The sequence below is a fragment of the Nocardia blacklockiae genome (assembly GCF_015477355.1).
GTDB lineage: Bacteria > Actinomycetota > Actinomycetes > Mycobacteriales > Mycobacteriaceae > Nocardia > Nocardia blacklockiae.
On the sequence record NZ_JADLRJ010000022.1, the window covers coordinates 21,717 to 46,257 of the forward strand.

Consider the following 24,541-nt stretch of genomic DNA (forward strand, 5'->3'; position numbering starts at 1 on the left):
TCAGGCTCCAGCGGTGGCGGCCGCGGCGGAGGTGAACCGCACGTAGCCGTTGGCGTCCAGTTCCTCGGCGAGCTCGGGCCCGCCCTCGGCGACGATCCGGCCGCCCACGAACACGTGCACGAACTGCGGCTGGATGTAGCGCAGGATGCGGGTGTAGTGGGTGATCAGCAGGATGCCGCCGTTCTCGCGCTCCTTGTAGCGGTTGACGCCCTCGGAGACGATGCGCAGCGCGTCCACGTCCAGGCCGGAGTCGGTCTCGTCGAGGATGGCGACCTTCGGCTTGAGCAGGCCCAGCTGCAGGATCTCGTGGCGCTTCTTCTCGCCGCCGGAGAAGCCCTCGTTCACCGAGCGGTCGGCGAAGGCCTGGTCGATCTCCAGCTCGCCCATCGACTCCTTGACCTCCTTGACCCAGTGCCGCAGCTTCGGGGCCTCGCCGCGCACCGCGGTGGCGGCCGTGCGCAGGAAGTTCGACATCGAGACGCCGGGCACCTCGACCGGGTACTGCATCGCCAGGAACAGGCCCGCGCGCGCCCGCTCGTCGACGGACATCGACAGCACGTCCTCGCCGTCCAGGGTGATCGAGCCCTGGGTGACGGTGTACTTCGGGTGGCCGGCGATGGCGTAGGACAGCGTCGACTTGCCGGAGCCGTTGGGGCCCATGATGGCGTGCGTCTCACCGGACTTCACCGTGAGATCGACGCCCTTGAGGATCTTGATCGGCTCCCCGGACTCGTCCGGGTTGGCGACCTCGACGTGCAGGTCCTTGATTTCGAGGGTGGTCATGAAGTTCCTTCTGGGGCTGTGGTTCCCGGCCACGCCGGGAGGACGGATGGTCTAGGCGCCGACGGCGGCGAGTTCGGCCTCCACGGCCGCCTCCAGCCGCTCCCGGACCGCGGGCACCGCGATCTTCTGGATGATCTCGTGGAAGAACCCGCGCACCACCAGACGGCGCGCGGCCTCCTCCGGGATGCCGCGAGCACGCAGGTAGAACAGCTGCTCGTCGTCGAAGCGGCCGGTTGCCGAGGCGTGTCCGGCGCCCACGATCTCGCCGGTCTCGATCTCCAGGTTGGGTACCGAGTCGGCGCGGGCGCCGTCGGTGAGCACCAGGTTGCGGTTCAGCTCGAAGGTGTCGGTGCCCTCGGCCTCGGCGCGGATCAGCACGTCGCCCACCCACACGGTGCGGGCGTCGCCCTTGGGCGAGTGCGGATCTCCCTGCAGCGCGCCCTTGTACATCACGTTGGACTTGCAGTTCGGCACCGCGTGGTCGACCAGCAGGCGCTGCTCGAAGTGCTGCCCGGCGTCAGCGAAGTAGAGGCCGAGCAGTTCGGCGTCGCCGCCGGGGCCGGCGTAGCGCACCGTGCCGGTCAGGCGCACCAGTTCGCCGCCGAGGGTGACCGAGGTGTGCCGCAGCGTGGCGTCGCGGCCCAGCTTGGCGTGGTGCGCGGTGGCGTGCACCGCGTCGTCGGCCCAGTCCTGCACCGCGACCACGGTCAGCTTCGCGCTGTCGCCGAGTACGAATTCGACGTTCTCCGCGTAGGTTCCGCTGCCGCGCTGGTCGATGACCACGGTGGCGGCGGCGAAGGCGTCCAGCCGGACCTGCAGGTGCCCGTAGGCGGTCCTGCCCTCGCCCGGGCCGGTGATCGTGATCGACACCGGTTCGGGCACTTCGGTTTCCCGGCCGACCGACACGACGGTGGCCTGCTCGAAACCCGAGTACGCCTGCGCGGCGACACGATCCGAGGGCACGCCGCCCTCGCCGAGGCGGGCGTCGTCGCGCCCGACCGTCTCCACCGAGACGCCGGCGACCTCGTTCACCTCGACCGTCGCCTGCCCGTCGCGGGTGGCGGTGCCGTCGTGCAGGCCGCGCAGCCGGCGCAGCGGGGTGAACCGCCACGCCTCGTCCTTGGCGGAGGGCACCTCGAAGGCGTTCACGTCGAACGACGAGAACACCTCGCCCTTGTTGATCGCGGGGGTGCGAGCGCCGGGGTTCTCCAGGGCCTCCGCCACGTTCTCGACCGGCATCAGCCGACCGCTCCTTCCATCTGCAGTTCGATCAGGCGGTTGAGCTCGAGCGCGTACTCCATCGGGAGTTCCTTGGCGATCGGCTCGACGAAGCCGCGCACCACCATCGCCATCGCCTCGTCCTCGGTCAGGCCGCGGCTCATCAGGTAGAACAGCTGGTCCTCGGAGACCTTGGAGACGGTGGCCTCGTGGCCCATCGTCACGTCGTCCTCGCGGATGTCGACGTAGGGGTAGGTGTCGGAGCGGCTGATCGTATCCACCAGCAGCGCATCGCATTTCACGGTCGACTTGGAGCCGTAGGCGCCCTTGTTGACCTGGACCAGGCCGCGGTAGGAGGCCCGGCCGCCGCCGCGCGCCACCGACTTGGACACGATGGTCGAGGAGGTGTGTGGCGCCAGGTGCAGCATCTTGGAGCCGGTGTCCTGGTGCTGGCCCTCGCCCGCGAACGCCACCGACAGCACCTCGCCCTTGGCGTACTCGCCGGTCATCCAGACCGCCGGGTACTTCATGGTGACCTTGGAGCCGATGTTGCCGTCGATCCACTCCATGGTCGCGCCCGCCTCGGCCTTGGCCCGCTTGGTGACCAGGTTGTAGACGTTGTTCGACCAGTTCTGGATGGTGGTGTAGCGGCAGCGGCCGCCCTTCTTCACGATGATCTCCACGACCGCGGAGTGCAGCGAGTCGGACTTGTAGATCGGCGCGGTGCAGCCCTCGACGTAGTGCACGTAGGCGCCCTCGTCGACGATGATCAGGGTGCGCTCGAACTGGCCCATGTTCTCGGTGTTGATCCGGAAGTAGGCCTGCAGCGGGATGTCGACGTGCACGCCCGGCGGCACGTAGATGAACGAACCGCCCGACCACACGGCCGTGTTCAGCGCGGAGAACTTGTTGTCGCCGGCCGGGATGACCGAGCCGAAGTACTCCCGGAACAGCTCCGGGTGCTCCTTGAGGCCGGTGTCGGTGTCGAGGAAGATGACGCCCTGGGACTCCAGGTCCTCGCGGATCTGGTGGTAGACCACCTCGGACTCGTACTGGGCGGCCACACCGGCGATCAGCCGCTGCTTCTCCGCCTCGGGGATGCCCAGCTTGTCGTAGGTGTTCTTGATGTCCTCGGGCAGCTCCTCCCAGGACGCCGCCTGCTTCTCCGTGGAGCGCACGAAGTACTTGATGTTGTCGAAGTCGATGCCCTCGAGGTTGGAGCCCCAGGTCGGCATGGGCTTGCGGTCGAAGATGCGCAGCGCCTTCAGGCGGACGTCGAGCATCCACTCGGGCTCGTTCTTCTTGGCCGAGATGTCGCGCACGACCTCTTCGGACAGGCCACGCTTGGCGCTGGCACCGGCGGCATCCGAGTCGGCCCAGCCGTAGCCGTAGTTACCCAGCGAGGCAATGGTCTCCTCCTGGGTCAGCGGCTGCGCCTGGTCGGCGGTGGTCGTCATTCGGCACTCCTTCCGGAGTCGTTCGTGTTCGCCGCTGCGGGCTGTGCAGCGGTCTGTCGGGCGTTCGATGTCGGGTCTTCGGTGGCCTGGTCGGGGCCGGCGGCGTTGGGCAGCACGAACAGCGGCACGTGCGTGGTGCAGGCGCAGTCGCCGTTGGCGATGGTGGCCAGCCGCTGCACGTGGGTGCCCAGCAGCTCGCGGAACGCCTCCAGCTCGGCGGCGCACAGTTCCGGGAACTCCTCGGCCACGTGCGACACCGGGCAGTGGTGCTGGCAGATCTGCACGCCCGCGCCCACCTTCCGGGTGGACGCCGCGAAACCGGCCTCCGAGAACGCCTCGGCGATCTCCTCGGCCTTCGCGGCGGTGGATTCGGGCGTGTGACCGGCCAGTCTGTCGATCCCCGCGACGATCGTCGCCACCCGCTTGCGGGCGAATTCGGCGATCGCGGAATCTCCGCCGATCTCGCGCAGCTGGCGCATCGCCGCACCGGCCAGATCGTCGTAGGCGTGGCCGAGCCGGCCCCGCCCCGTCGCGGTGAGCTGGTACTGCTTGGCGGGACGGCCGCGGCCCTGCTGCTGCCACGGCGCCGAGCGGGTGGCGCGGGCCTCGCCGGATTCGATCAGCGCGTCGAGATGGCGCCGCACCCCGGCCGGGCTCAGGCCCAGGCGCTTGCCGATGGCCGTGGCCGTGATCGGGCCCTGTTCCAGCAGCAGCTGGATCACGGCCTCGCGGGTGTGCCCCTCACCGGCGGGCGCCGCGGGCGCGACAGTGTTCCGGGCGCCTGTTCGACGCCCGGTGTCTGCCTTCGTCCGCAAACCCACGGTTTTCACAACATCAGTGTGACGGAATTCCTTCCCGCATTCTAGTAAGGGTGACCTGACCGAACCGACCGGAAGGCGTCCGCCCGGACGTTCGCCGGTGCGCCCGAGCTCCGTCGCTGCGGCGGATACCTACGGGGCCGAGAACGCGAACTCGTTTCGGCCGCAACGAAAGCCGTCGGCGCTGTGCGAGCCTCGGAAGTCTCCAGGTGTTCGCCGCGCCGACCGATACGGGCGCCCGCATCCCGGACTGCGACCAATCCCACACCCTCCGATCCTGGTCGGATCGAATAACGAAACAGTCGCGGACCGACTCCCGGCCCCGCGGCGGGGACGTGTCCCGTTCCACCCGGTGCGCGAACTAGGCTCTCTGTTCGTGGCGGTATTGGAGGGCGCGCGGCGCAGAACTATCGACATGGGTCGCCGGGCTCTGGGCCTGGACGTCCCCGCCGCCGATCACACCATCGCCGTGCTGCACACGGCCGAGTCCGAGGTCCCCGGACTGGACCCGCGGGAGACGGTGCAGTTCAAGCGGATTCGGCTGCTCGGCGCGACCGGGTCGGTGCTGATGGCGATCAGCGCGCTCGGGGTCGCGGCCCAGCCGGTGGTGCAGAACCCGGTGTCGGGCGTGCGGGTGATCGGGGTGTTCGCGCGCTGGCAGACCTCGTCGCTGGCGCTGTGCATGATCGGCACGGTGCTGGTGGTGATGGCGTGGCTGCTGCTGGGCCGCTTCGCCGTCGGCGGTTTCGGCGGCGCGCCCGCGCACCGGCTCAGCCGGTCGCAGCTGGACCGCACGCTGCTGCTGTGGATCATCCCGATGTCGGTGGCGCCGCCGCTGTTCTCCAACGACGTGTACTCGTATCTGGCGCAGAGCGAGATCGCCGCGCGCGGGCTCGACCCCTACGAGGTGGGTCCGGCCACGGGCCTGGGCCTGCACAACGTGCTCACCTACAACGTGCCCAACATCTGGCGCGACACCCCCGCGCCCTACGGGCCGCTGTTCCTCTGGATGGGCCGCGGCATCGCCCACCTGACCGGGGACAACATCATCCTCGGCGTGTGGGCGCACCGGCTGCTGGCGCTCGCCGGCGTGGCGCTGATCGTGTGGGCGCTGCCCCGGCTGTCGCGGCGCTGCGGCGTGGCGCCGGTGAGCGCGCTGTGGTTGGGGGCGGCCAATCCGCTGGTGCTGTTCCACCTGGTCGGCGGGGTGCACAACGACGCGTTGATGCTGGGCCTGATGCTCGCGGGCACCGAGTTCTGCCTGCGCGCCATCGCCGGGGAGCGATGGGTGGGGTCGGTCACCGACGTGGTGTGCCCGACGAACGGATCCGAGCACATCGGCAAGCCGTTCGACCGGCGGGCCTGGTCGCTGCTGATCTTCGGGGCGGTCGTGATCACGCTGTCGTCGACGGTCAAGTTCACCTCGATCATCGCGCTCGGGTTCGTCGGGATGGCGCTCGCGCGGCGCTGGGGAGGCGGGGTGCGGCCGCTGCTCGCCGCGGCCCTCACCCTCGCCGGGATCATGGCCGTGACCACGCTGTTCGTCAGCTGGACGAGCGGGCTCGGATTCGGCTGGACGCACACCCTCAACACCGCCAACGCCGTGCGCAGCTGGATGTCGCTGCCGACCGCGGTCGGCATCGTCACCGGATTCGGCGGCGTGCTGCTGGGCCTGGGCGACCACACCACAGCACTGTTGAGCATCACCCGGCCGATCGCGGGCGCGGTCGCCGCGTTCATCACGCTGCGCATGCTCATCGCGACCTGGACCGGGCGACTGCAGCCCGTCGGGGCGATGGGCGTCTCGCTGGCCGCGATCGTGCTGCTGTTCCCGGTGGTGCAGCCGTGGTATCTGCTGTGGGCCATCGTGCCGCTGGCGGCGTGGGCCACCACTCCGGCCTTCCGGGTTCCGGCGGTGGTGTTCTCGGCCGTGGTGAGCGTGATGCTGATGCCGCGCGGCGCCGATTTCGGGGTGTTCCAGATCATCGAGGCGGCGGTGGCCGTCGTGATCGTCGGCGTGGGATTCATCGTGGTCACCCGCAACCTGCTGCCGTGGCGGGGCGGCGCGGGGGTGTCTGCTCGGTCACAGCGGCCCGCGGCATACGGTGTCTCCTCGTGAGTGAGCTTGCGAGCGAACCGTCGACACCGCCGTCCTCGGTCGCCGGGCCGCCGGGCGAAGGCGAGGCGAGCGCGTGAGCACTGCCGCGTCGCCGGCCGTGCGCATCGACGGCGTCGTGAAACGCTACGGCGACCTCACCGCGGTCGACGGCATCGGTTTCGAGGTGGGGCGCGCGGAAGTGGTTGCGCTGCTGGGACCCAACGGCGCGGGCAAGACCACCACCGTCGAGATGTGCGAGGGATTCACCGCCCCCGACGCCGGTTCGGTGCGAGTGCTCGGCCTGGACCCGATCGCCGACTCCGACCGGTTGCGCCCGCGCATCGGCGTGATGCTGCAGGGCGGCGGAGCCTATCCCGGGTCGCGGGCCGGGGAGATGCTCGAACTGGTCGCGGCGTATTCCGCCGATCCGCTCGATCCGGAGTGGCTGCTGAGCACGCTCGGCCTGCAGGACGCGCGGCGCACCCCGTACCGGCGGTTGTCGGGCGGGCAGCAGCAGCGTTTGGCGCTGGCCTGCGCGCTGGTGGGGCGGCCGGAGATGGTGTTCCTCGACGAGCCCACCGCGGGGATGGACGCCCAGGCCCGGCACCTGGTCTGGGAGCTGATCGACGCGCTGCGCCGCGACGGGGTCGGCATCCTGCTCACCACGCACATGATGGACGAGGCCGAGCAGCTCGCCGACCGGCTGGTCATCATCGACCACGGGCAGATCGTCGCGGCGGGGACGCCGGCCGAGGTCACCTCCACCGGCGCGGAGGGTCAGCTGCGCTTCACCGCGCCGCCGAAGCTGGATCTGCGGTTGCTGAAATGCGCTCTGCCGGAGGGTTTCTCGCCGTGCGAGACGGCGCCGGGGTCCTACCTGCTGCGCGGCGACATCACCCCGCAGGTGCTCGCCACGGTGACCGCCTGGTGCGCGCGGATCGACGTGCTGCCCAGCGACATCCGCATCGATCAGCGGCGGCTCGAGGATGTCTTCCTGGAACTGACCGGACGGGAGCTGCGCAGTTGACGTCGAACGGAGAGCCGTCGTGACCACCGACGCCGAGCACCGCTTCGCCCCCGGCACCTTCGCGCCCGCACCGCGCCCGGCCGCCCGCCCGGCGATGCTGGCGGCGCAGACCCGCATGGAGCTGATCCTGTTGCTGCGCAACGGGGAACAGCTGCTGCTGACCATGTTCATTCCGATCGCGCTGCTGATCGGCCTGGCGCTGCTGCCGCTGGGCAGCCTCGGGGACGACCGGGTCGAGCGGGTGGTGCCGGCGGTGATGATGGTGGCGATCATGTCCACGGCGTTCACCGGTCAGGCCATCGCGGTCGGCTTCGACCGGCGCTACGGGGCGCTGAAACGCTTGGGCGCCACCGCGTTGCCGCGCTGGGGCATCGTCGGCGGCAAGTGCGCCGCGGTGCTGATCGTGGTGGTGCTGCAGTCGATTCTGCTGGGGCTCATCGGATTCGCGCTGGGATGGCGGCCCGGGCTGGGCGGTCTGGCGTTCGGCGCGCTCGTGATCGCTTTGGGCACGGCCACTTTCGCGGCGATGGGGCTGCTGCTGGGCGGCACGCTGAAGGCCGAGATCGTGCTGGCGCTGGCGAACATCCTGTGGTTCCTCATGCTCGGGACGTCGAGTCTGGTGTTCGCCGCGGAGGACGTGCCGCGCTGGCTGAGCATCGTCGCCCGGCTGATTCCCTCCGGGGCGCTGGCCGAGGCGCTCGAACAGGCGATGCGGTTGAGTGTCGACTGGTACGGCTTGGCGGTGCTGGCGGTGTGGGGTGTGGTGACCGGGGCGCTCGCGGTGCGCTGGTTCCGTTTCGAGTGAGATACGGGGCCATCCGGTAATCAGCCCTCGATCAGCTCCCGCGGGAGCAGCGGGTGGTCGAGCACCGCGCGCCACGCCAATTCCCAAGGGAAGGAAGCCAACCGGTCCGCGCCCAGCCCCGGTTCGTGCGCCGCGGGCAGATCGTCGCCGGCGAGCATCGTGATACCCCACTGCGCGAGCTTGCCCATCGCGTCCTGTAGCGCGGGAAAACTCAGCTGCGCCCGGTTGGAGAACGGCACCGCCACCACGGGCAGCCCTTTTCCGTGCGCCTCCACCAGCAACCCGAGCGGCAACGTATCCGAAATCCCCGCAGCCCATTTCGCGAGTGAGTTCCCCGAGAGCGGCGCGGCGATCATGGCGTCGGCCGGCGGCAGCACATCGGGCGTGCCGGGATCCTTGTAGTGACTGCGCACCGGGTGCCCGGTCCGGCTCTCCAACTCCTCGACATCGATGAATCGACGCCCGTCGGGAGAAGCGACCACGCACACCTCCCACCCGTCTCCCCGAGCCAGATCCACCAGCCGCCCCACGTCCCGCGCCGCCGGAGAGCCGGTCACGATCGCATACAGCACAGGCCTACCCAGTTCGTCCACGCGCACCATCGTCGCAGCCGTTCCCCTCGCCCGCACCCCGCGACACCGGTCCGCCGGCAGTTGTGGCGTCGGCCAGTAAGGGGCGGGCGGCCAGGGCCGTGAGGACGGTGACCAGGAGTAGGGCGATGATGTAGAGGGAGAAGAGGGCGGGGTGGGAGGCGAATTTCTGTTTCAGGGCGGGGGTGGTGCCGCCGAAGAGGGCGCTGGTGATGCTGTAGGGCAGGGCCATGATCGTTACCCGGTGGCGGGCGGGGGCGACCATGGCGGTGGCGCCGGTGACCGTGGCGGCGAGGGTGACGACGCCGACGGATCCGACGATCATGAGCGCCCAATACGTCAGGGGCGTAGCGGAATTCAGGAGCACCTGCATGGGGAGGGTGAGTGCCGCGAGGACCGCGGCCGCGCCCGCCACCCAGCGCAGCGGGCCGACCCGATCGGCGAGGGCACCGCAGACGGGGGCGGCGGCCATGTAGGCGAGCTGCGCTACCACGCCCGCCCAGAGTACTTGCGCGTCAGGCAGTCTCAGGACCGTGATGCCGTAGCTCGTCGGCGCGCTGATCCAGAGGTAGTAGGAGGCCAGGCAGCCCGCGGTGAGACCGGCGACGGCCAGCGCGGGTCCGAGCAGTCCGCGCCACTCGCGTGGACGGTCTTCTTCCTCCGGTAGAGTCTCGAGGGTTTCGGGAATGTTCCTGCGCGCCACCATGAATCCGAGTGACAGGACGGCGGCGACCAGGAACGGGATGCGCCAGCCTCCGTCGCGCAGTACCGCCGGGCCCGCCCACGTCGCCAGGCCGGCCACGAGCAGGGTGGCGGTGATCGTGCCGAGACCGTAGAAGATCGAGTACACGCTGGTGCCGAGCATGCGCCGCCGGGGCGGCGCGGACTCGTACAGGTACGCCTGCGCCACGGCCTGCTCGCCGCCGAACGAGACGCCCAGCACCAGCCGCCACACCAGCAGCAGGACCGGCGCCGCCGCGCCGAGAGTCTCCCGGCCCGGGGTCAGCGCCATGCCGAGCGTCGCCACCCCGGCCAGCCCGATCGACAGCACCAGGGCCGGTCGGCGGCCGCGCCGGTCCGCCAGCCGGCCCAGCACCAGCGCGCCGATCGGCCGGATCAGGAACCCGACCGCGAACACCCCGAACCCGTACAGCACCGAATGCCGCAGGTCGCCGCCGAAGAATCGCGGCGAGAAGTAGGTGACCAGCAGCGCGTACAGCGACCACTCGTAGCTTTCCAGGGCCGCGCCCGCCGAGGAGGCGGTGACGCGGCGCGCCCGCGAACCCCGGGCCTCGATCACAGTACTCATGAGCAGCGCTCACTTTAACACCGTTCAAGTGCCTGCGCTGCCTGGGGTTTCGCCAGAAAGCCGGGCAGGGCGGTCAGCCGCGCGTCTTGCGATCCACCTCTTCCCGCAGCTTGCGGAATTCGTCGGCGAGCGCGTCGAGCGTGTAGTGGGCGTTGAGGCCGCTCGGGTTGGGCAGCACCCAGACCTCGGTGTCGCCCAGCGACTCTTCCTGGCGGCCGACGGCGGTGCGCGGCCGCCCGAAGGCCGTGCGGTAGGCGCCCAGCCCGAGCACCGCGAGCACCAGCGGACGGTACTTCTCCACGCGCTCGACGAGCGCCCGTCCCCCGTCCCGCAACTCCTGTGCCGTCAGCTGATCCGCTTTCGCCGTCGTCCGCTCCGCCACGTTCGTGATCCCCAGCCCCAGCGCCAGCATCGCGTCCTGCTCGTCCGGCCGCAACAACCGCGGCGTGAACCCCGACCGGAACAGCGCGGGCCAGAACCGATTCCCCGGCCGCGCGAAGTGATGCCCCGTCGCACCGGACCACAACCCGGGATTGATTCCGCAGAACAACACTCGCAACCCAGGCGCCACCAGATCCGGAATGGTCTTGCCCTCCGCGGCGGCCAGATCGGCGGGCGTGGGGCGGTACACAGCGGAACGAGCCATCGTCTCAGTCTGCCCGAGCGGACGGACGCACCCGCCGGACCACCACCCACTACAGGCTGTAGTTGAGGCTGGGCTACGATCGTGGCGTGCTGTCTCGCGCGTTTCTGCGACTGGTCGATCTGCTGCCGCTGCCTTCGTTGCGGGTGCAGCGGATCATCGCGTTCGCCGTGATCCTGTCCCAGGCCGGGATTTCGGTGACGGGGGCGATCGTCCGGGTGACGTCGTCGGGGCTGGGGTGCCCGACGTGGCCGCAGTGCTTTCCGGGGAGCTTCACGCCGGTGGTGCATGCCGAGGTGCCGGTGCTGCATCAGGTGGTCGAGTTCTCGAACCGGCTGCTGACGTTCGTGGTGACCCTGTTCGCAGCGCTGGTGGTGCTCGCGGTGGTGCGGGCGCGGCGGCGGCGCGAGGTGGTGGTGTACGCGTGGCTGATGCCCGGCGGGACGGTGTTGCAGGCGGTGATCGGCGGGATCACGGTGCGCACGGGGCTGCTGTGGTGGACCGTGGCGGTGCATCTGCTGGCGTCGATGCTGATGGTGTGGCTGGCGGTGCTGCTGTTCGCGAAGATCGGTGAACCCGACGACGGCGTCGATGTCGTCCAGGCGCCGAGGCCCTTGCGCCTGCTGACCGCGCTGAGCGGAATCGCGCTGTGCGCCACCATGATCGCCGGAACGCTGGTGACGGGCGCCGGCCCGCACGCCGGGGACAAGAGCGTCGAGCGCGCCGTCGAGCGGTTGCAGGTGGAGATCGTGACGCTGGTGCACCTGCACGCCGAGTTGCTGATCGCCTACCTGGCGCTGCTGGTCGGACTGGCCTGCGGGCTGGCGGCCGTCGGCATGAACCGCGCGCTCCGGTTGCGCCTGATCACCGTGATCGCGCTGGTGTGCGCGCAGGGCCTGGTCGGCGTCGTGCAGTACTTCACCGACGTTCCGGCGGCGCTGGTGGCCGTGCACGTCGGCGGCGCCGCGGCCTGCACCGCCGCCACCGCCGCGCTGTGGGCCGCGATGCGCAACCGCGAACAGGTGACGGCGACGGCGCCGGAACCGGTGGCCCAGGCCTCCTGACCCGCACCAGGAAGTCCAGCGCCACAAAGAGACTGGCGCGTTCGTCCCGGAAGTTGGCGCGTTCCGCCCTCCCGCGAGCCGCCGCGGTCCCGCACACTGTGTAGCGGCCGCACAACCGGGTGAGGTTGATCGTGGCCAGGGGTTGCCTCGCACGCTGTCTCCCAGCACGCCATCCCTGCGGAGCACGGACGAGGCGCGGGTCGGTGCGCGGTAGGTGTGGACAACGGTGTCGGCCGCGCCCGCCCTTTCCAGGCGGATTGTGCCCGCGCCGCGACCCCGGCGATAATCCCCCCATGCCGACCTACGCGTACCGCTGCCGCGAATGCACCGAGACGTTCGAAGTGATGCGGCCGATGAGTGAATCGAGCGCACCGGCCCCGTGCCCGGACGGCCACGCCGACACCGTCAAACTCCTCACCACGATCGCCCTCACCGGTTCGGGCGGCACCACTCCGGCTCCCGCACCCGCTCCCGCGGCAGGCGGCTGCTGTGGTGGCGGCTGCTGCGCCTGACCCCATCCCGCAGGATCGCGCTCACCGGCTCAGGCGGCACGGCTCCAGCCCACGGCCGCTGGTGGCCGCCGCGCCTGACTCCTATTCGGCGCGCAGGTCCGGCTTGTCGGCGATCACCACGCGTCCGAGCCCGTACATCCGGGACTGCCGGATCTCGAGCGACAGTTCCCGCGCCACCGTGAGCAGATGCTCGTCGGAGGTCACCCGGAAACCCCGCGCGACGAGCAAGGCGCGCATCTGCTCGACCGTCCACGCCGACACGTGCCGCTCGTGCCGCAGCGGGTCCTGCCGCCCCGCGACCTTGCTGAAGACCCGCAAGGCCAGCCGGCCCAGCCGCGCCGCCCGGTTCGGGGTCGGATACGTGGCGATCAGGCGACTGCCGGGGGCCGACAGATCGGCGACGGCGTCGAGCGTGCGCTCCGTCTCGACCCGCGTGAGGTAGGGCAGCACGCCCTCCCAGATCCAGGTGGCGGGTTCCGCGGTCCGAAAACCCGCCTGCGCCAACGCCGTTGCGAGGGTGTCCCGGCCGAAGTCCACCGGCACGTAGGTCACCGACTTCGCGACCGGCGCCAGTTCGCCGACGCGCTCGCGCTTGTTCTGTTGCGACGCGGGGTGATCCACCTCGAACACGTCGACGCCCGCCAGGTCGGCCATCCGCCAGGCGCGCCCGTCCAGGCCCGCGCCGAGGATCACCAGCTGCGAATTCCCTTGCGCGCGAACGGCATCGTCGATGGCGACGGTGCGCGGCACCAGCACCGCGGCGGTGGCGGCGAGCAACTCGTACGCCATGCGGTCGCGCCAGTCCGCGGGCGGATCACCCGCGCGCACTCGATCGACCAGAGCCCGTTCGTCGGGCAGCAGCAAATGCGCGGCCACGTCGTCGCCGAACCGCTCTGGGGCCATCCGCCCATTGCCGGCCGCCCGGCCCTGGCACACCAGCACCGCCGTCCGGCTCGCCTGTTTGTCCGCCACGGAGGCCATTATGCTCGTCGGCGACGCGGCAGGTCGCGTGCGCCGAGCGACGCCCTGCCGCACATTGTGCGCGGACCTTCTCGTGTGAACCGATCCGGTTGTGCCGCAGCGGCACTCGTCACGCCGTGGCGTTCGGCCCGATCCAGTCCGCGAACAACCGGTCCACCCCGCCGGTCGCGGTCTGGGCGGCGAGCCAGGCGTTCACCTCGGCGGCCAGCAGCGGGTCGTTCTTGCGGAGCAGGAACACCTTGCCGAAGGAGTCGAACGGCCGCTCGGGGTGCAGCACGGTCAGGTCGGGGTGGGTGCGCACGCGATAGCGCCCCTCGACCGAATCGGTGGCGAACACGTCGGCGCGGCCCTGCGCGATCTCGTCGAAGATGGTGACGTTGTCGGGCCACAGCGTGAGTTGCGCGTCCGGGAAGTTCTTGCGCGCGAACTCCTCGTTGGTGCCGCCGCGGTTCACGATGACGCGCACCTCCGGCCGGTTGATCTGCTCGATCGTGGCGAACCGGTCGGCGTCGGCGACCCGGGTGATCGGCGCCTTGCCGTCGGTGCCGTAGGTCATCGAGAAGTCCGAGAAGGCCCGCCGCGCAGGCGAATCGGAGATGCCGCCCGCGGCGATGTCACAGTTCAGCGGCGCGAAGTCGGTCTTCAGGGACGACCAGGTGGTCGGGACGAACTCGACCGGCCGCCGCAGGGTCTCCCCCAGGCCGCGCGCCAGATCGATGTCCACGCCCCGGAATCCGCCGTGGCCGTCGGACACCGAGTACGGCGGATAGTCGCCGGTGGTGCACACCCGCAGGGCGGCCGGGTCCTGGGCGGTCGCCGGGACCACCGCGGCGCACAGGGCAATCACTCCGGCCGCCAACGCGGCCATGGCATGTCGAACTCGCATAGGACGCACGACGCTAGCAGACGACTCAGCGCTCGTTGCGCGCCTTCGGGTAGCGCGCCTGGTGGGCGACCCAGCCGGCCATCCGCGCCCAGTGCCCCTTGGCGGGGGTGACCACGGAGGTCAGCTCGCGGTCCCAGTGCTCGGTCTCGCTCAGGCCTTTCACGGACTCCACCAGCGACTTCGCGGCGGCCAGATCGTCGACGACCCGGTCGCCCAGCACGCCGTCGGCACCGACGAGGGTGACCCGGACGCCGATGCGGCCGATCGGCTGCAGCACGGCCGTGGCGGACCCGCCGTGCTCGGAGACGAACTTCTGCACCGAGTCCACGACGGACGACGACAGCTTCGCGGGGGCTGCGGTATCGCTCATGCGGCCGAGTTTACCGTCCAGTAGGTTCCGGTCCACCGCCCGGCGGCCGCCGTCGCGGGGCCCGGGGTGTAGAACGTTGTCATGCGCGCCATTCAGGTTTCCGAACACGGTGGTCCCGAGGTCCTGCGGCTCGTCGAGGCGCCGGATCCCGAGGCCGGCGCCGGGCAGCTGCTGGTGACCACCGACGCGATCGGCGTCAATTTCATCGACACCTACATCCGCACCGGCACTTATCCGCAGGAGGTGCCCTACATCCCCGGCACGGAAGGCACGGGCACGGTCACCGCGCTCGGGCCCGGGGTGACCGAGTTCGCCGTCGGCGACCGGGTGGCCTGGGCGTCCGCGCCCGGCAGCTACGCCGAGCAGGTCGTGGTGCCCGCGGCCGTCGCGGTGCCGGTTCCGGCGGGCGTCGAGGCGGCGGTGGCCGCGTCGGCGCTGTTGCAGGGCATGACGGCGCACTACCTCCTCGAATCGATCTACACGCCCCAACCCGGCGAGTCGATCCTCGTGCACGCGGGCGCGGGCGGTGTGGGTCTGCTGCTGACCCAGTTGGCCGCGGCGCGCGGCGCGCGGGTCATCACGACCGTCTCGACCGACGAGAAGGAGGCGCTCTCGCGCGAGGCGGGCGCGGCCGAGGTGCTGCGCTACGGCGACGATCTCGCGCGGCAGGTGCGCGAGCTGACCGACGGGGTCGGCGTGGCGGCGGTGTACGACGGCGTCGGCAAGGCCACCTTCGACGCCAGCCTGGCGTCGTTGCGCGTGCGCGGCATGCTGGCGCTGTTCGGCGCGGCGAGCGGACCGGTGCCGCCGGTCGACCCGCAACGGCTCAACCGCGGCGGATCCCTGTTCCTGACCCGGCCCGCCCTCGTCCACTACACCCGCGACCGCGACGAATTGCGCTGGCGCGCAGGCGATATCTTCGACGCCCTCGCCGCGGGCAAGCTGCACGTCCGGATCGGCGCGCGCTACCCCCTCGCGGAAGCCGAACGCGCACACCGGGACCTGGAAGCCCGCAAGACCACGGGCTCCATAGTCCTGGAACCCTGACGCACGAGCCAGTCACGCCAGGCGTCGATCGGCATAGCCTCGACCCCGACGCACGGGGCCGTCATGCCACGGCGTGCCAGCGGGCGTCGGTCTGTTCCGGGTCGCGCAGGCTGCGGAGGCGGTGGCGTAGTTCGTTGCCCGCTGCCGCGTCGCCCTGTTCGGCGCGGCGGATGTAGGAGGTCAGCGTGTGCAGGTCGCGCATGGCGGCCAGGATCGGGAAGCCCGGCCAGGTGCGCACGTCCCAGCCGTACGCGAGGGCGAATTCACGCAGTTCGTGTTCGGTGTGGCCGAAGCGGAACCCGCCCTGGTAGGTGTTGACCAGGTCCAGTTCGCGGGGCGCGATGCTGGCCTCGTCCCAGTCCCCGAGCAGCGCCGACTCGTGGTTCCACAGCGTGTTGCCGGGATAGGCGTCGCCGTGCACGAGGCCCACGCCCAGCACGGAATCCAGCCGGTCGTACTTCTCGATCAGCACGGCCGCCTTCTCCGCGAGCCAGTGCCGGTCGGGTGCGCCGAGCACGCGCGGGGCCGCCGCGAGGGTCTGGGTGAGCCCGGCCAGCGGCACATACCTCGGCAGCGGGAACGGCGGCGCGGCCGTCCGGTGCAGCTGCCGCAGGATGCCGCCGAGTTCGCGCGCGGGCGGACGCGGCCGGGCGTGCTGCGGGTAGTACCGCCAGAACGTGACGGTCGCGCCGTGGCAGTGCACCGGGCGATCGATCAGCGGTTCGGTGACGGGCAGGCCGTGCCGGCTCAGCCAGCGCGCGACGGTCACCGCGGTGTCGGCGCGGATCCCGTGCTCCGGTGAGCGCGAGATGCGCACGACCACGCGATCGTCGACGACATAGACGGCGTTGGAGTGCGCCCGCAGCAGGTGCGCGCCCTCGGCGCGCAAACCCACCTGGCGACAGGCCGAGAGGAGAATCTGTTCGGTCGATACGTCGATCATCACTTTGCCGGAGGTTCGCAGAGGGGAAACGACGCGAGTGCCTCACGCAGGCTCGCGACGGCCGGAGACTGTGGGCACGCGGCGGCACCGAGGTGCTGTCCCACCTGCTTCATACCCTCGATCACCGGGTGTATGCGCTGGCCGGGGGGAAGTTGCAGAACCGGTGCCAAGATCTCGGCGGCGTCGTCGACCGCCTGCCGGGCGATCGAGGCGATGGCGATGTCGGCGCGCGCCAGCGCCTCGTCGCCGTAGCTGCGTTCGTCGCTCGGACCTGCGGCGTAGGCGGCGATCGCGTCGGTGGCCCAGCGTTCGGCCTGCTGATAGTCGCCGATCAGGCGAAAAGTGCTGCCCGCGTAGTAGGAAGCCTTCGCCGCCGGGAACCGCAGCACCCCGCCGAACCCGGTGACATCGTCGCGATCGGCCGGCTGCTGCGCGGCGGCCACCGCCCGCGCGACCGCCGCGCGGGCCTCCTCGACCCGGCCCAGCCGCGCCGCACAGCGCGCCTCCAGCGCGGCCAGCCGGACCCGCTGCTCCCCGGCCGGTGCCACCGCCGTGCCCCGCTGCGCGAATTCCAGAGCGCGCGAGGGGTTTCCGCTCCACTCGGCGATCAGCGCCTTGGTGCCGGCCAGCCACGCCAGCAGGCCGGTGTGCTCGGCCTGCTGCGCCAGCCGCTCGGCGGCCATCGCGTGCTGCATGGCGGCCATCGGCCGGCCGAGATTCCCGGTGAGCTGGGCCAGCAAAGCGACCGCCACACCGCCGAGGAACATCAGCTCCCGCGCCTGGGTCGGCGCGGGCCCCGCGCGCAACAACTGCCACACCTGGTCGCGCAGCGCTTGCAGGTCGTCGAGTAGCGGGCGCGGCGGCGAGTGCACGTAACTCGTGGCGATCCGGGCGATTTCGTAGTTCAGGCTCTCCACCGACAACCGCCCCGAACGGTCGTCGGTGGCCCAGTCGGCGAACGCCAGCGAATCCGCGGCGGCCGCGCTGATCTCGTCGGCGGCGGTGGCCCCGCCGCCGGTGGCCAGGCGGATCAGCGAACCGGCGGCGTCGAGTTCGGTGTCCAGGGCCTGCACGATCTGGGACGGCGGCTTGCGGATGCCGTTCTCGATCCGCGACAGCGCGCCGACGTCGTAACGGATACTCTTCGCGAGGCCGCGCAGAGTCAGGTTGCGCTGCAGGCGAAGTCGCCGCAGCTCACTACCGAAGGCTTGCCAGTCGTTCATACAGCTAACAATTCCGTTCCCGCGCAACGACTTCGACCAGCGTTGCAGTCCTTGGCAACGACCGGCAACACAGCAACGCTATCGCATCGCGGCCGAATGCAAGCACAATTGCACAAACATTCGGCGCCCGCGGCCGGTCGCGGATCTCGGGAACCGAAGACGAACCATCGGCATCGCAACGAGGCAGACCATGGCTTACTTCCCGGAGACCGGTGGCCGTACGCCGACGATTGCCGGTGTGCCGCCCAGACAGTGCCGTGCCCCGCGCACGAGATTGCCGAGCGGGCCCGTGCCCGCCGCGGCGCGCGATCGCGTGCGCCCCGCAACCATCCGGCGTCGCCCCGCGCGCCGAATTCGTCCACTGCGGCACACTTCCGGCGACCGGAGGTGCGGCCGATGACCGTCCCGAAACTGCGGTGAGCCGTGCGTACGGATCCACACACCCCCTGCGCGCCCATGCCGGCCCCGCCGGTCGACCAGTGGCAGGACGCTGTGTGCACACCTTCGGATGAGGTGCACATCCGGCTGCGCTTTCCCTTCGGCGGTGTCGCGGTGGACTACCGCGCGCCGCGCCGGGTGGCGGGCCGGGTCGCGCTGGAGCTGCAGCGGTACGGCGTCGAGGTCACCATCGACGACGAGACGAACGCCGCGCACCCGCCCCTGCCCGACGCGCACGCCTGGGAGTAGACGGCGAAAGCAGCCCGGCACCACGGGTTTTCGCGGCTCCGCGCCGTCGGCGGCGACGGGGGACAGCGTTGCATTCGCCGGACCCGGCCGAACTCGTGGCCGACCGGCGGTGGCCATGGCTGCGGGCGTCAGTAGTCGCGACCGGTGAGGCCCCGGTAGACGAACCTCGTCAGGTGCTCGACGGCTTCCTCGTCGGTCAGTCGCACCGTGCCCTGCTCCACCGCTTCGAGCAGGGCGTGCACGGTGAGGAACATGAGCGCCAGGCTGCCGTCCGGGGTGCTCGGCAGGCGCAGCCCGGCCGCGGCGAATCCGTCCAGATGGTCGCCGAGTTCGGCCCGCTGCTCGACCGCGAACCGGGCGGTGAGCCGCGCGAAGTCCTCGTTCACCAAGGCCGCCTGGTTCACCGCGCGCAGCACCGGCCAGTTCCGGCGCGAGAAGGTCCAGTACTGCTCGATGTGGAATCGCACCGCGTCCGGATCGGTGAAGTCCGGATTGTGCCCCGCCTCTTCGGCGGCGGTGTCGCCCTGCGCCGCGAAGTCCGCGAGCAGCGCCTGCAGCAGCTCTTCCTTGCTCGCGAAGTGGTTGTAGAACGACCCGGCCGCGCGCCCGGCCGCCGCGGTGATGTCGGTGATCTTGGTGTTCAGGTACCCGCGCTCGGCGAACAGCCGGCGCGCCGCGTCCTTGAGCGCCTGTTCGGTTTCCGCCGAACGCTCCTTGCGCCGACTCGCCTGCCCGCGATCCGTGGCCATCCACCACCTCCTTGACAGCGGACCCTACCAATCACAATACTGAATCCAGTTTCACTGAATATGGATTCATATTGGAGGACACGGTGTCATCGCAGGTACTCATCGCCGGAGCCGGGCCGACCGGGCTCACCCTCGCCATCGACCTCGCCCGCCGGGGTATCGGGGTCCGGATCGTCGACCGGGCCGCCGAGTTCTTCGCCGGGTCGCGCGGCGACGGCATCCAGCCGCGCACGCTGGAGGTGTTCGACGATCTGGGCGTCCTCGACGCGGTGCTGGCCGCGGGCGCGCCGCCGGCCCCGATGCGGGCCTATCTGAGCGGGGAGTTCGCCGGAGAGCGCCGGATGACGGAGGTCCGGGAGCCGACATCGGCTGTGCCGTACCCGAACCCGTGGGTACTCGGCCAGTCCGACACCGAGGCGATCCTGCGCGAGCGGCTCGCCGGACTCGGGGTGCGGGTCGAATTGTGCACGGCGCTGCGCGATGTCACGCAGGACGACGACGGCGTCGCCGCGACGCTGGACGGGCCCGGCGGCGCCGAGACCGTGCGCGTGGACTATCTCGTCGGCGCGGACGGCGGCGGCAGCACGGTGCGCAAGGCACTCGGCATCGCGTTCGAGGGCAGCACCGACGAGTCGCTGCGGATGCTGCTCGGCGACGTCCGCGCGGACGCGCTCGATCACGACTACGGCTACTGGTTCGCCGACCGCGACGCGCCGATGCGCGGAATCGCCTTGAGCCCCTTGCCCGGCCGCCGACTGTTCCAGTTCGCGGCACCACTGGCAGACGACACCGCACCGACGCGCACGGGGTTGCAGAGTCTGGTCGACCGGTTCGCCGGGCGCGCGGACATCGAACTCGCGGAGCCGGTCTGGTCGACGGTGTGGCGGCCGAACGTCCGGCTGGCGCAACGCTTCCGGGTCGGGCGGGTGTTCCTGGCCGGTGACGCCGCGCACGTGCATCCGCCGACCGGCGGGCAGGGCATGAACACCGGTGTCCAGGACGCTTACAACCTCGGATGGAAGCTCGCCGCCGCCCTCTCCGGCGACAGCGCGCCGCTCGGCCCGGAGTTTCCCGGCGACGCGGCGGCCCTGCTCGACAGCTACCAGTCCGAGCGGCGCGCCGTGGCCGCCCGGGTGCTCGGCATCAGCACCGGCCTGCTCGAGAAGCACACCGCGGGCGACGAGGACGCCATGCGGCGCGGCGAGGAGACCCAGCAACTCGACATCAGTTACCGGAGGCCCGGGGCGGCAGGCGGATTGGCGGCGGGCGACCGGGCGCCCGACGCGCTGCTGCGCCGGGCGGACGGGACCGCGGTGCGGCTGTTCGATCTGTTCCGGGGACCGCACGCGACCCTCCTGCACTTCGGCACGGCCGCCACGCCGAACGGCGCAGGGGTGCAGCACTATTCGATAGTCGGGGCGGAGGCGACGCCGCGCGACGGTGAACTCGTCGCGGTCGGCGGGCACGCCTTCGACGACTACGCGGCGCGGGCGGGCACCCGGGTTCTGGTTCGCCCGGACGGCTATCTGGGCTGGCGCAGCGACGTCTGATCGGTGCGGGCCCCACGGCCGGTCCGGAGCGGCGAGCGCGAGGAGACTTCCACGGCTCCGTGCGCCGCCCACGGCCGTATCGGCGCGGTACAGCGGCTCCGACCGGCGCGCACCGCTTCGTGACCCCCGCGCCTGCCCGGACCTGTGCCGTCGCCGCGAACGGTGGTTGTCTCGGCGGGGGCTACTGGAGAGTATTCGATCCGTTTCCCGGTCGGCTCGTGTAAAGAGGGGTGACCCGCCCGCGACGCGGCCGTACCGATGCTGGATGATCTGTGCTGCCGCGCAAGCCGATTCGCCCGGTTCGTCGCTTCGACGTACGGACCGGACGGTCGCGGGGCGGCAGGCAGATACGCATCGATCAGGGGTTGATCAGGATGTTGGTGAAGGTCCGCAACGACGACCCGTCACGACTGTCCAGCACCGAACGGACGGTGGTGAACTGGTTGAAGTCGTGGACCGGGTCGCACGCACTGTCCGGAATCGCGGTGGTGAAGGCACAGGGCGCCGACCTGATCGTGTGGACCCCGAGAACGTGCGTGGTGCTCGTGGTCAAGGGCTTCACCGAGCGGATCAACGGCCCGCTCACCGTCGCCGACACCGCGCCGTGGATGATCGACGGCCACATCGCCCCGCTCGAGGGCGTGCAGACCGGCACCGAGCCCATGGACGAGTTGCGCACCCGCACCACCGAGATCGAGCGGGTGCTGCGGGCCGCGCCGGGTCGCCAGCACATCGCGGTTGTCGGTGTGGTGCTGGTGATCCCGCAGCTGGGGACCCGCGTCAGCCTCGAGAAGGGTGCGCTCGCGCCCGGACTGGACGTGGTCGTCGGGGACGGGCCGTCCTCGCTGCGCGCCTACTTCACCAAGCTGAACGGCGCGGACGCCGAGGGCGGGCAGGCCGGTCCCGACGCGTGGGACGCCGCGCAGGTGAGCCAGGCGCTCGGCGCGCTCGGATTCGCGGCGGCCGCAACCTATTCCGACCTCATCGCGGAGGGCTTCCCGCCGCCGCGGGGCGACCGGACCGCGGCGTCCGCGCAACCCGCGGCCGCGGTGCCGACGGGTGCGCCCGCTGCCGGTGCCGGTGCGCCGGTGGGTGGCGGCGCGCCGATTCCCGTTCCCGGCGGCGCGCAGCAAGGCACGCCGACGCGCGAATACACCTCGGCCACACCCGCTTACGGCGCCGCCGCTACCCGGGGTCCGGGTGGGTACGGTGCCGCCGGCGCTCAAGGGTCCGGTGGGCCTGGATTCGGTGTTCAGGGTGCCGGAGCCGCTGGTGCCACCGGAGCCGCGTTCGGTGCCGCTGGCGCTCAGGGTGCCGGTGGAGCCGCGTTCGGTGCCGCCGGTGCCCCGGGTGCCGGTGGGCCCGCGTTCGGTGCCGCCGGTGCCCCGGGTGCCGGTGGGCCCGCGTTCGGTGCGGCCGGTGCTCCGGGTGCTGGTGGAGCCAAGTACGGCGCGGCCTCCGCTCGAGGCTCGGCCACCTCCGAGAGTCCGCGGCGACGGCGCACCCGGCGCGAATCGGCGGCCGCGGCAACGGGTTACGGCGCGGCCGGTCAGTTCGGCGGGTCCGGAAGCGGATCGTCGCAGCGCGAATTCGGGTCCGCCGCACCGGGATACACGCCGGGCGGTTTCGCGGGGCAGCCTTCCTACTCCTCCCCCGCGCAGCCCTACTCGGTGCCTTTCGAACCCCGTCCGCCGAAGCCGCCGCGCCAACGCGGCCGGGGCATCGTGCCTTTGGTCCTGCTGGCGCTGTTGGTCCTGATCCTCGCCGTCGTCGCCATGTGCACGGGTGGCGACGACAAGCCGTCGTCGCCGACCTCCCCCGCGAGCCGCACGACCGAGTCGACGACCCTGCGGACGACGGCACCCGACATCACCATCCCGTCGGAAACCCCTGCGCCGGCGTGCTTCCCGCTGCAACCCGACTGCCCACCGGCCGGCCCCGGCCCCGCGGCCGAACCCCAGGCCCCCGCGGGCCCGCCACTACCGCCCGGCCCGGGCGAACCGGTACCCCCGCCCGCCCCGGCCCCCGCCGAACCGGCCCCTCCGGCGCCACCCGCGGAACCGGCGGCCCCGGTCGGCCTTGCCGTCTCGACGCACCCCGCCGTCCCGGCCGAACGCCCCGCAGCCGCCGAACCCCCGGCCCTGGCGGAACAGGCGCCCCCGGCCGAACCCGCCGCCCCCGCTCCCCCTGCCGAGCCCCCGGCCCCCGCCCCGGCGGAACCAGCCGCCCCGGCAGCGCCCGCGGCACCGGCCGAACCCGCCCCACCCGCTCCGGTGGAGCCCACTCCCGCGGGTCCCCCGGAACAGCCGTAACCACCTCCGGGGCAACAGCTCCCACAGCTCCGCACCCGACAGAAGTTCGTGACGCCAGGGCACGCAACCGACCAATCAGAAAGCACAACTCGCGCAGAAGGTGGGACGTGCGCGAGCTGTGGCACATCGAGCACACCACCGATCGACGGTCGTGAACGCACATGCCCGCCGACGACCGGCGCGCACAACAACTATCCGCACGCACACACCCACCGATGACCCTCGCGCACAACAAGAACTATCCGCACGCACACACCCGCCGATGACCGTCGCGCACAACTGTCCGCACGCACCTGAGGGAACAGGGGTTCGCAGGGGTCGATACGTCCTGGCCGGGCGGGGACGATCGGCGGTGTCAGCCGAAGAGGGTGTGGCCGATGGTGTGCCAGCCGAGGACCGAGTCCACGGCCAGGCCGCAGAAGACCACGGCGAGGTAGTTGTTGGATTGCAGGAACAGGCGCAGGGGTTTCACGGATTCGCCGCGCCGGACACCGGAGTAGAGCTGGTGGGCCATCAGCAGGAACCAGGCGCCGGCGGCGAGCGCCACGGCCGCGTAGACCACGCCCGTGGCGGGGATGAGGGCGAGCGTGGCGGCGACGGTCAGCCAGGTGTAGATGACGATCTGCTTGGTGACCGCCTGCTCGGTGGCCACCACCGGCAGCATCGGCACCCCGGCCGCGCGGTAATCCTCCTTGTAGCGCATGGCCAGCGCCCAGGTGTGCGGCGGCGTCCAGAAGAAGATCACCAGGAACAGCACCAGCGCGAACCAGCCGATGGTCCCGGTGGCCGCCGACCACCCGACCAGCGCCGGCATGCACCCGGCCGCGCCGCCCCAGACCACGTTCTGCGAGGTGCGGCGCTTCAACCCGAGCGTGTAGACGAAGACGTAGAACAGGATCGTCGCCACCACAAGCAGCCCCGACAGCAGATTCGCCTGCCACCACAACCACGCGAACGACCCCGCGCCCAGCACGACGCCGAACACGAACGCGTGCCGCGTCGGCACCGCGTCGCGCGCGAGCGGCCGCTTCGAGGTCCGCTTCATCACCTTGTCGATGTCGGCGTCGGCGACGCAGTTCAGCGTGTTGGCGCTGGCCGCGCCCATCCAGCCGCCGAACAGCGTGGCCAGGATGAGCCGGATGTCGATGTGGCCGCGGTCGGCCAGCAGCATCGTCGGAATCGTCGCGACCAGCAGCAGCTCGATGACGCGCGGCTTGGTCAGCGCGATGTACGCCAGCACGCGCCGGGTGAGCGCCGAGAGCGGACCGCTGCCCGGGACGCGATCGGCGAGCGCCGTCGCGGAGGAGCCGTGCGCGCCACCCGGCTGTTGCCCAATCCGCACTGTCTCTCCTCGCAGGTGGTGCATCGATCCGGTTCGGGAATCAGCAGCACGCCGCCCTCGATCCGCCTGCTCGTGGGGGCTGATCCACGGGCGCGAACCGGCGCGGCGCTGCAACTACTACACGCGA

At 71.2% G+C, this 24,541-nt stretch carries 23 protein-coding genes; 9 read left to right on the forward strand and 14 right to left on the reverse strand.

Annotated features, from left to right (window positions below):
- Genes sufC through IU476_RS34900 form a run of 4 tightly spaced genes read right to left on the reverse strand, consistent with a single transcriptional unit; the run spans position 1 to position 4,288 of the window.
- Complete coding sequence (gene sufC / locus IU476_RS34885; RefSeq protein ID WP_195106616.1) at positions 1-783, reverse strand: Fe-S cluster assembly ATPase SufC; 783 nt, start codon at positions 781-783, stop codon at positions 1-3.
- Positions 784-834: 51 nt separating this feature from the next.
- The gene (sufD, locus tag IU476_RS34890; RefSeq protein WP_195106617.1) at positions 835-2,022 is read right to left on the reverse strand and encodes a Fe-S cluster assembly protein SufD; all 1,188 of its coding nucleotides are present in this window, start codon (positions 2,020-2,022) and stop codon (positions 835-837) included.
- Entirely contained in the window at positions 2,022-3,458 is a 1,437-nt protein-coding gene (gene sufB / locus IU476_RS34895) for a Fe-S cluster assembly protein SufB (protein WP_195106618.1), read from the reverse strand. The genes sufD and sufB overlap by 1 nt, the downstream gene beginning before the upstream one ends.
- On the reverse strand, positions 3,455-4,288 hold the full coding sequence (locus tag IU476_RS34900; protein WP_195106619.1) for a helix-turn-helix transcriptional regulator: 834 nt from the start codon (positions 4,286-4,288) through the stop codon (positions 3,455-3,457). Before IU476_RS34900 ends, sufB begins: the two co-directional genes overlap by 4 nt.
- Positions 4,289-4,691: 403 nt before the next feature.
- On the opposite strand from IU476_RS34900, the gene mptB reads away from it, so the two are divergent.
- The 3 genes from mptB to IU476_RS34915 all read left to right on the forward strand — a co-directional run bounded on the left by mptB (position 4,692) and on the right by IU476_RS34915 (position 8,206).
- A complete protein-coding gene (mptB, locus tag IU476_RS34905; RefSeq protein ID WP_195106664.1) occupies positions 4,692-6,395 on the forward strand; it encodes a polyprenol phosphomannose-dependent alpha 1,6 mannosyltransferase MptB in 1,704 nt (567 codons plus the stop codon).
- A gap of 73 nt (positions 6,396-6,468) precedes the next feature.
- A complete protein-coding gene (locus IU476_RS34910) occupies positions 6,469-7,401 on the forward strand; it encodes an ABC transporter ATP-binding protein (RefSeq protein ID WP_195106620.1) in 933 nt (310 codons plus the stop codon).
- 19 nt (positions 7,402-7,420) lie between these two features.
- Positions 7,421-8,206 carry an ABC transporter permease gene (locus tag IU476_RS34915; RefSeq protein ID WP_324194573.1) on the forward strand — a complete coding sequence of 262 codons (786 nt, stop codon included), beginning with the start codon at positions 7,421-7,423 and terminating at the stop codon, positions 8,204-8,206.
- A gap of 20 nt (positions 8,207-8,226) precedes the next feature.
- Here the strand turns inward: IU476_RS34915 and IU476_RS34920 are convergent, their stop codons facing one another.
- The 3 genes from IU476_RS34920 to mug all read right to left on the reverse strand — a co-directional run bounded on the left by IU476_RS34920 (position 8,227) and on the right by mug (position 10,751).
- A complete protein-coding gene (locus IU476_RS34920; RefSeq protein ID WP_324194574.1) occupies positions 8,227-8,799 on the reverse strand; it encodes a flavoprotein in 573 nt (190 codons plus the stop codon).
- A complete protein-coding gene (locus IU476_RS34925; protein WP_195106622.1) occupies positions 8,783-10,105 on the reverse strand; it encodes an MFS transporter in 1,323 nt (440 codons plus the stop codon). Before IU476_RS34925 ends, IU476_RS34920 begins: the two co-directional genes overlap by 17 nt.
- Before the next feature lie 73 nt (positions 10,106-10,178).
- Positions 10,179-10,751 (reverse strand): G/U mismatch-specific DNA glycosylase, encoded by a 573-nt coding sequence (mug, locus tag IU476_RS34930; RefSeq protein WP_195106623.1) that lies wholly within the window; start codon positions 10,749-10,751, stop codon positions 10,179-10,181.
- A gap of 86 nt (positions 10,752-10,837) precedes the next feature.
- Between mug and IU476_RS34935 the strand changes: the two genes are divergently transcribed.
- The gene (locus tag IU476_RS34935) at positions 10,838-11,812 is read left to right on the forward strand and encodes a COX15/CtaA family protein (RefSeq protein WP_195106624.1); all 975 of its coding nucleotides are present in this window, start codon (positions 10,838-10,840) and stop codon (positions 11,810-11,812) included.
- Positions 11,813-12,105: 293 nt separating this feature from the next.
- Complete coding sequence (locus tag IU476_RS34940) at positions 12,106-12,324, forward strand: FmdB family zinc ribbon protein (RefSeq protein ID WP_195106625.1); 219 nt, start codon at positions 12,106-12,108, stop codon at positions 12,322-12,324.
- Between the two features lie 81 nt (positions 12,325-12,405).
- On the opposite strand, the gene IU476_RS34945 is transcribed toward IU476_RS34940, so the two are convergent.
- The 3 genes from IU476_RS34945 to IU476_RS34955 all read right to left on the reverse strand — a co-directional run bounded on the left by IU476_RS34945 (position 12,406) and on the right by IU476_RS34955 (position 14,561).
- The gene (locus IU476_RS34945; protein ID WP_324194575.1) at positions 12,406-13,296 is read right to left on the reverse strand and encodes a class I SAM-dependent methyltransferase; all 891 of its coding nucleotides are present in this window, start codon (positions 13,294-13,296) and stop codon (positions 12,406-12,408) included.
- A gap of 118 nt (positions 13,297-13,414) precedes the next feature.
- Positions 13,415-14,191 (reverse strand): transporter substrate-binding domain-containing protein, encoded by a 777-nt coding sequence (locus tag IU476_RS34950; RefSeq protein WP_195106627.1) that lies wholly within the window; start codon positions 14,189-14,191, stop codon positions 13,415-13,417.
- A 25-nt stretch (positions 14,192-14,216) separates the two neighbouring features.
- Positions 14,217-14,561 (reverse strand): hypothetical protein, encoded by a 345-nt coding sequence (locus IU476_RS34955; protein WP_195106628.1) that lies wholly within the window; start codon positions 14,559-14,561, stop codon positions 14,217-14,219.
- An 81-nt stretch (positions 14,562-14,642) separates the two neighbouring features.
- Here IU476_RS34955 and IU476_RS34960 point away from each other — a divergent pair, with 81 nt between their 5' ends.
- Positions 14,643-15,608 carry a quinone oxidoreductase family protein gene (locus tag IU476_RS34960; protein ID WP_195106629.1) on the forward strand — a complete coding sequence of 322 codons (966 nt, stop codon included), beginning with the start codon at positions 14,643-14,645 and terminating at the stop codon, positions 15,606-15,608.
- 61 nt (positions 15,609-15,669) lie between these two features.
- Here IU476_RS34960 and IU476_RS34965 read toward each other — a convergent pair whose 3' ends face one another.
- Both IU476_RS34965 and IU476_RS34970 read right to left on the reverse strand, forming a co-directional pair.
- Complete coding sequence (locus tag IU476_RS34965; RefSeq protein ID WP_228824821.1) at positions 15,670-16,551, reverse strand: phosphotransferase; 882 nt, start codon at positions 16,549-16,551, stop codon at positions 15,670-15,672.
- Positions 16,551-17,774 (reverse strand): NsdA family TPR-like regulatory protein, encoded by a 1,224-nt coding sequence (locus IU476_RS34970; protein WP_195106631.1) that lies wholly within the window; start codon positions 17,772-17,774, stop codon positions 16,551-16,553. Before IU476_RS34970 ends, IU476_RS34965 begins: the two co-directional genes overlap by 1 nt.
- A gap of 423 nt (positions 17,775-18,197) precedes the next feature.
- On the opposite strand from IU476_RS34970, the gene IU476_RS34975 reads away from it, so the two are divergent.
- A complete protein-coding gene (locus tag IU476_RS34975) occupies positions 18,198-18,461 on the forward strand; it encodes a hypothetical protein (RefSeq protein WP_195106632.1) in 264 nt (87 codons plus the stop codon).
- 128 nt (positions 18,462-18,589) lie between these two features.
- Here IU476_RS34975 and IU476_RS34980 read toward each other — a convergent pair whose 3' ends face one another.
- A complete protein-coding gene (locus IU476_RS34980; RefSeq protein ID WP_195106633.1) occupies positions 18,590-19,210 on the reverse strand; it encodes a TetR/AcrR family transcriptional regulator in 621 nt (206 codons plus the stop codon).
- A gap of 83 nt (positions 19,211-19,293) precedes the next feature.
- On the opposite strand from IU476_RS34980, the gene IU476_RS34985 reads away from it, so the two are divergent.
- A complete protein-coding gene (locus IU476_RS34985) occupies positions 19,294-20,760 on the forward strand; it encodes an FAD-dependent monooxygenase (RefSeq protein ID WP_195106634.1) in 1,467 nt (488 codons plus the stop codon).
- 374 nt (positions 20,761-21,134) lie between these two features.
- Complete coding sequence (locus tag IU476_RS34990) at positions 21,135-23,072, forward strand: hypothetical protein (RefSeq protein WP_195106635.1); 1,938 nt, start codon at positions 21,135-21,137, stop codon at positions 23,070-23,072.
- Between the two features lie 355 nt (positions 23,073-23,427).
- Here the strand turns inward: IU476_RS34990 and IU476_RS34995 are convergent, their stop codons facing one another.
- The gene (locus IU476_RS34995) at positions 23,428-24,414 is read right to left on the reverse strand and encodes a heme o synthase (protein ID WP_195106636.1); all 987 of its coding nucleotides are present in this window, start codon (positions 24,412-24,414) and stop codon (positions 23,428-23,430) included.
- Positions 24,415-24,541: the final 127 nt, after the last annotated feature.

Coding starts and splice junctions, on each gene's coding strand:
- sufC (WP_195106616.1), bottom strand. CDS start 783: ATGACCACCCTCGAAATCAAGGACCTGCACGTCGAGGTCGCCAACCCG.
- sufD (WP_195106617.1), bottom strand. CDS start 2,022: ATGCCGGTCGAGAACGTGGCGGAGGCCCTGGAGAACCCCGGCGCTCGC.
- sufB (WP_195106618.1), bottom strand. CDS start 3,458: ATGACGACCACCGCCGACCAGGCGCAGCCGCTGACCCAGGAGGAGACC.
- mptB (WP_195106664.1), top strand. CDS start 4,692: ATGGGTCGCCGGGCTCTGGGCCTGGACGTCCCCGCCGCCGATCACACC.
- IU476_RS34925 (WP_195106622.1), bottom strand. CDS start 10,105: ATGAGTACTGTGATCGAGGCCCGGGGTTCGCGGGCGCGCCGCGTCACC.
- mug (WP_195106623.1), bottom strand. CDS start 10,751: ATGGCTCGTTCCGCTGTGTACCGCCCCACGCCCGCCGATCTGGCCGCC.
- IU476_RS34940 (WP_195106625.1), top strand. CDS start 12,106: ATGCCGACCTACGCGTACCGCTGCCGCGAATGCACCGAGACGTTCGAA.
- IU476_RS34950 (WP_195106627.1), bottom strand. CDS start 14,191: ATGCGAGTTCGACATGCCATGGCCGCGTTGGCGGCCGGAGTGATTGCC.
- IU476_RS34955 (WP_195106628.1), bottom strand. CDS start 14,561: ATGAGCGATACCGCAGCCCCCGCGAAGCTGTCGTCGTCCGTCGTGGAC.
- IU476_RS34960 (WP_195106629.1), top strand. CDS start 14,643: ATGCGCGCCATTCAGGTTTCCGAACACGGTGGTCCCGAGGTCCTGCGG.
- IU476_RS34965 (WP_228824821.1), bottom strand. CDS start 16,551: ATGATCGACGTATCGACCGAACAGATTCTCCTCTCGGCCTGTCGCCAG.
- IU476_RS34970 (WP_195106631.1), bottom strand. CDS start 17,774: ATGAACGACTGGCAAGCCTTCGGTAGTGAGCTGCGGCGACTTCGCCTG.
- IU476_RS34980 (WP_195106633.1), bottom strand. CDS start 19,210: ATGGCCACGGATCGCGGGCAGGCGAGTCGGCGCAAGGAGCGTTCGGCG.
- IU476_RS34990 (WP_195106635.1), top strand. CDS start 21,135: ATGTTGGTGAAGGTCCGCAACGACGACCCGTCACGACTGTCCAGCACC.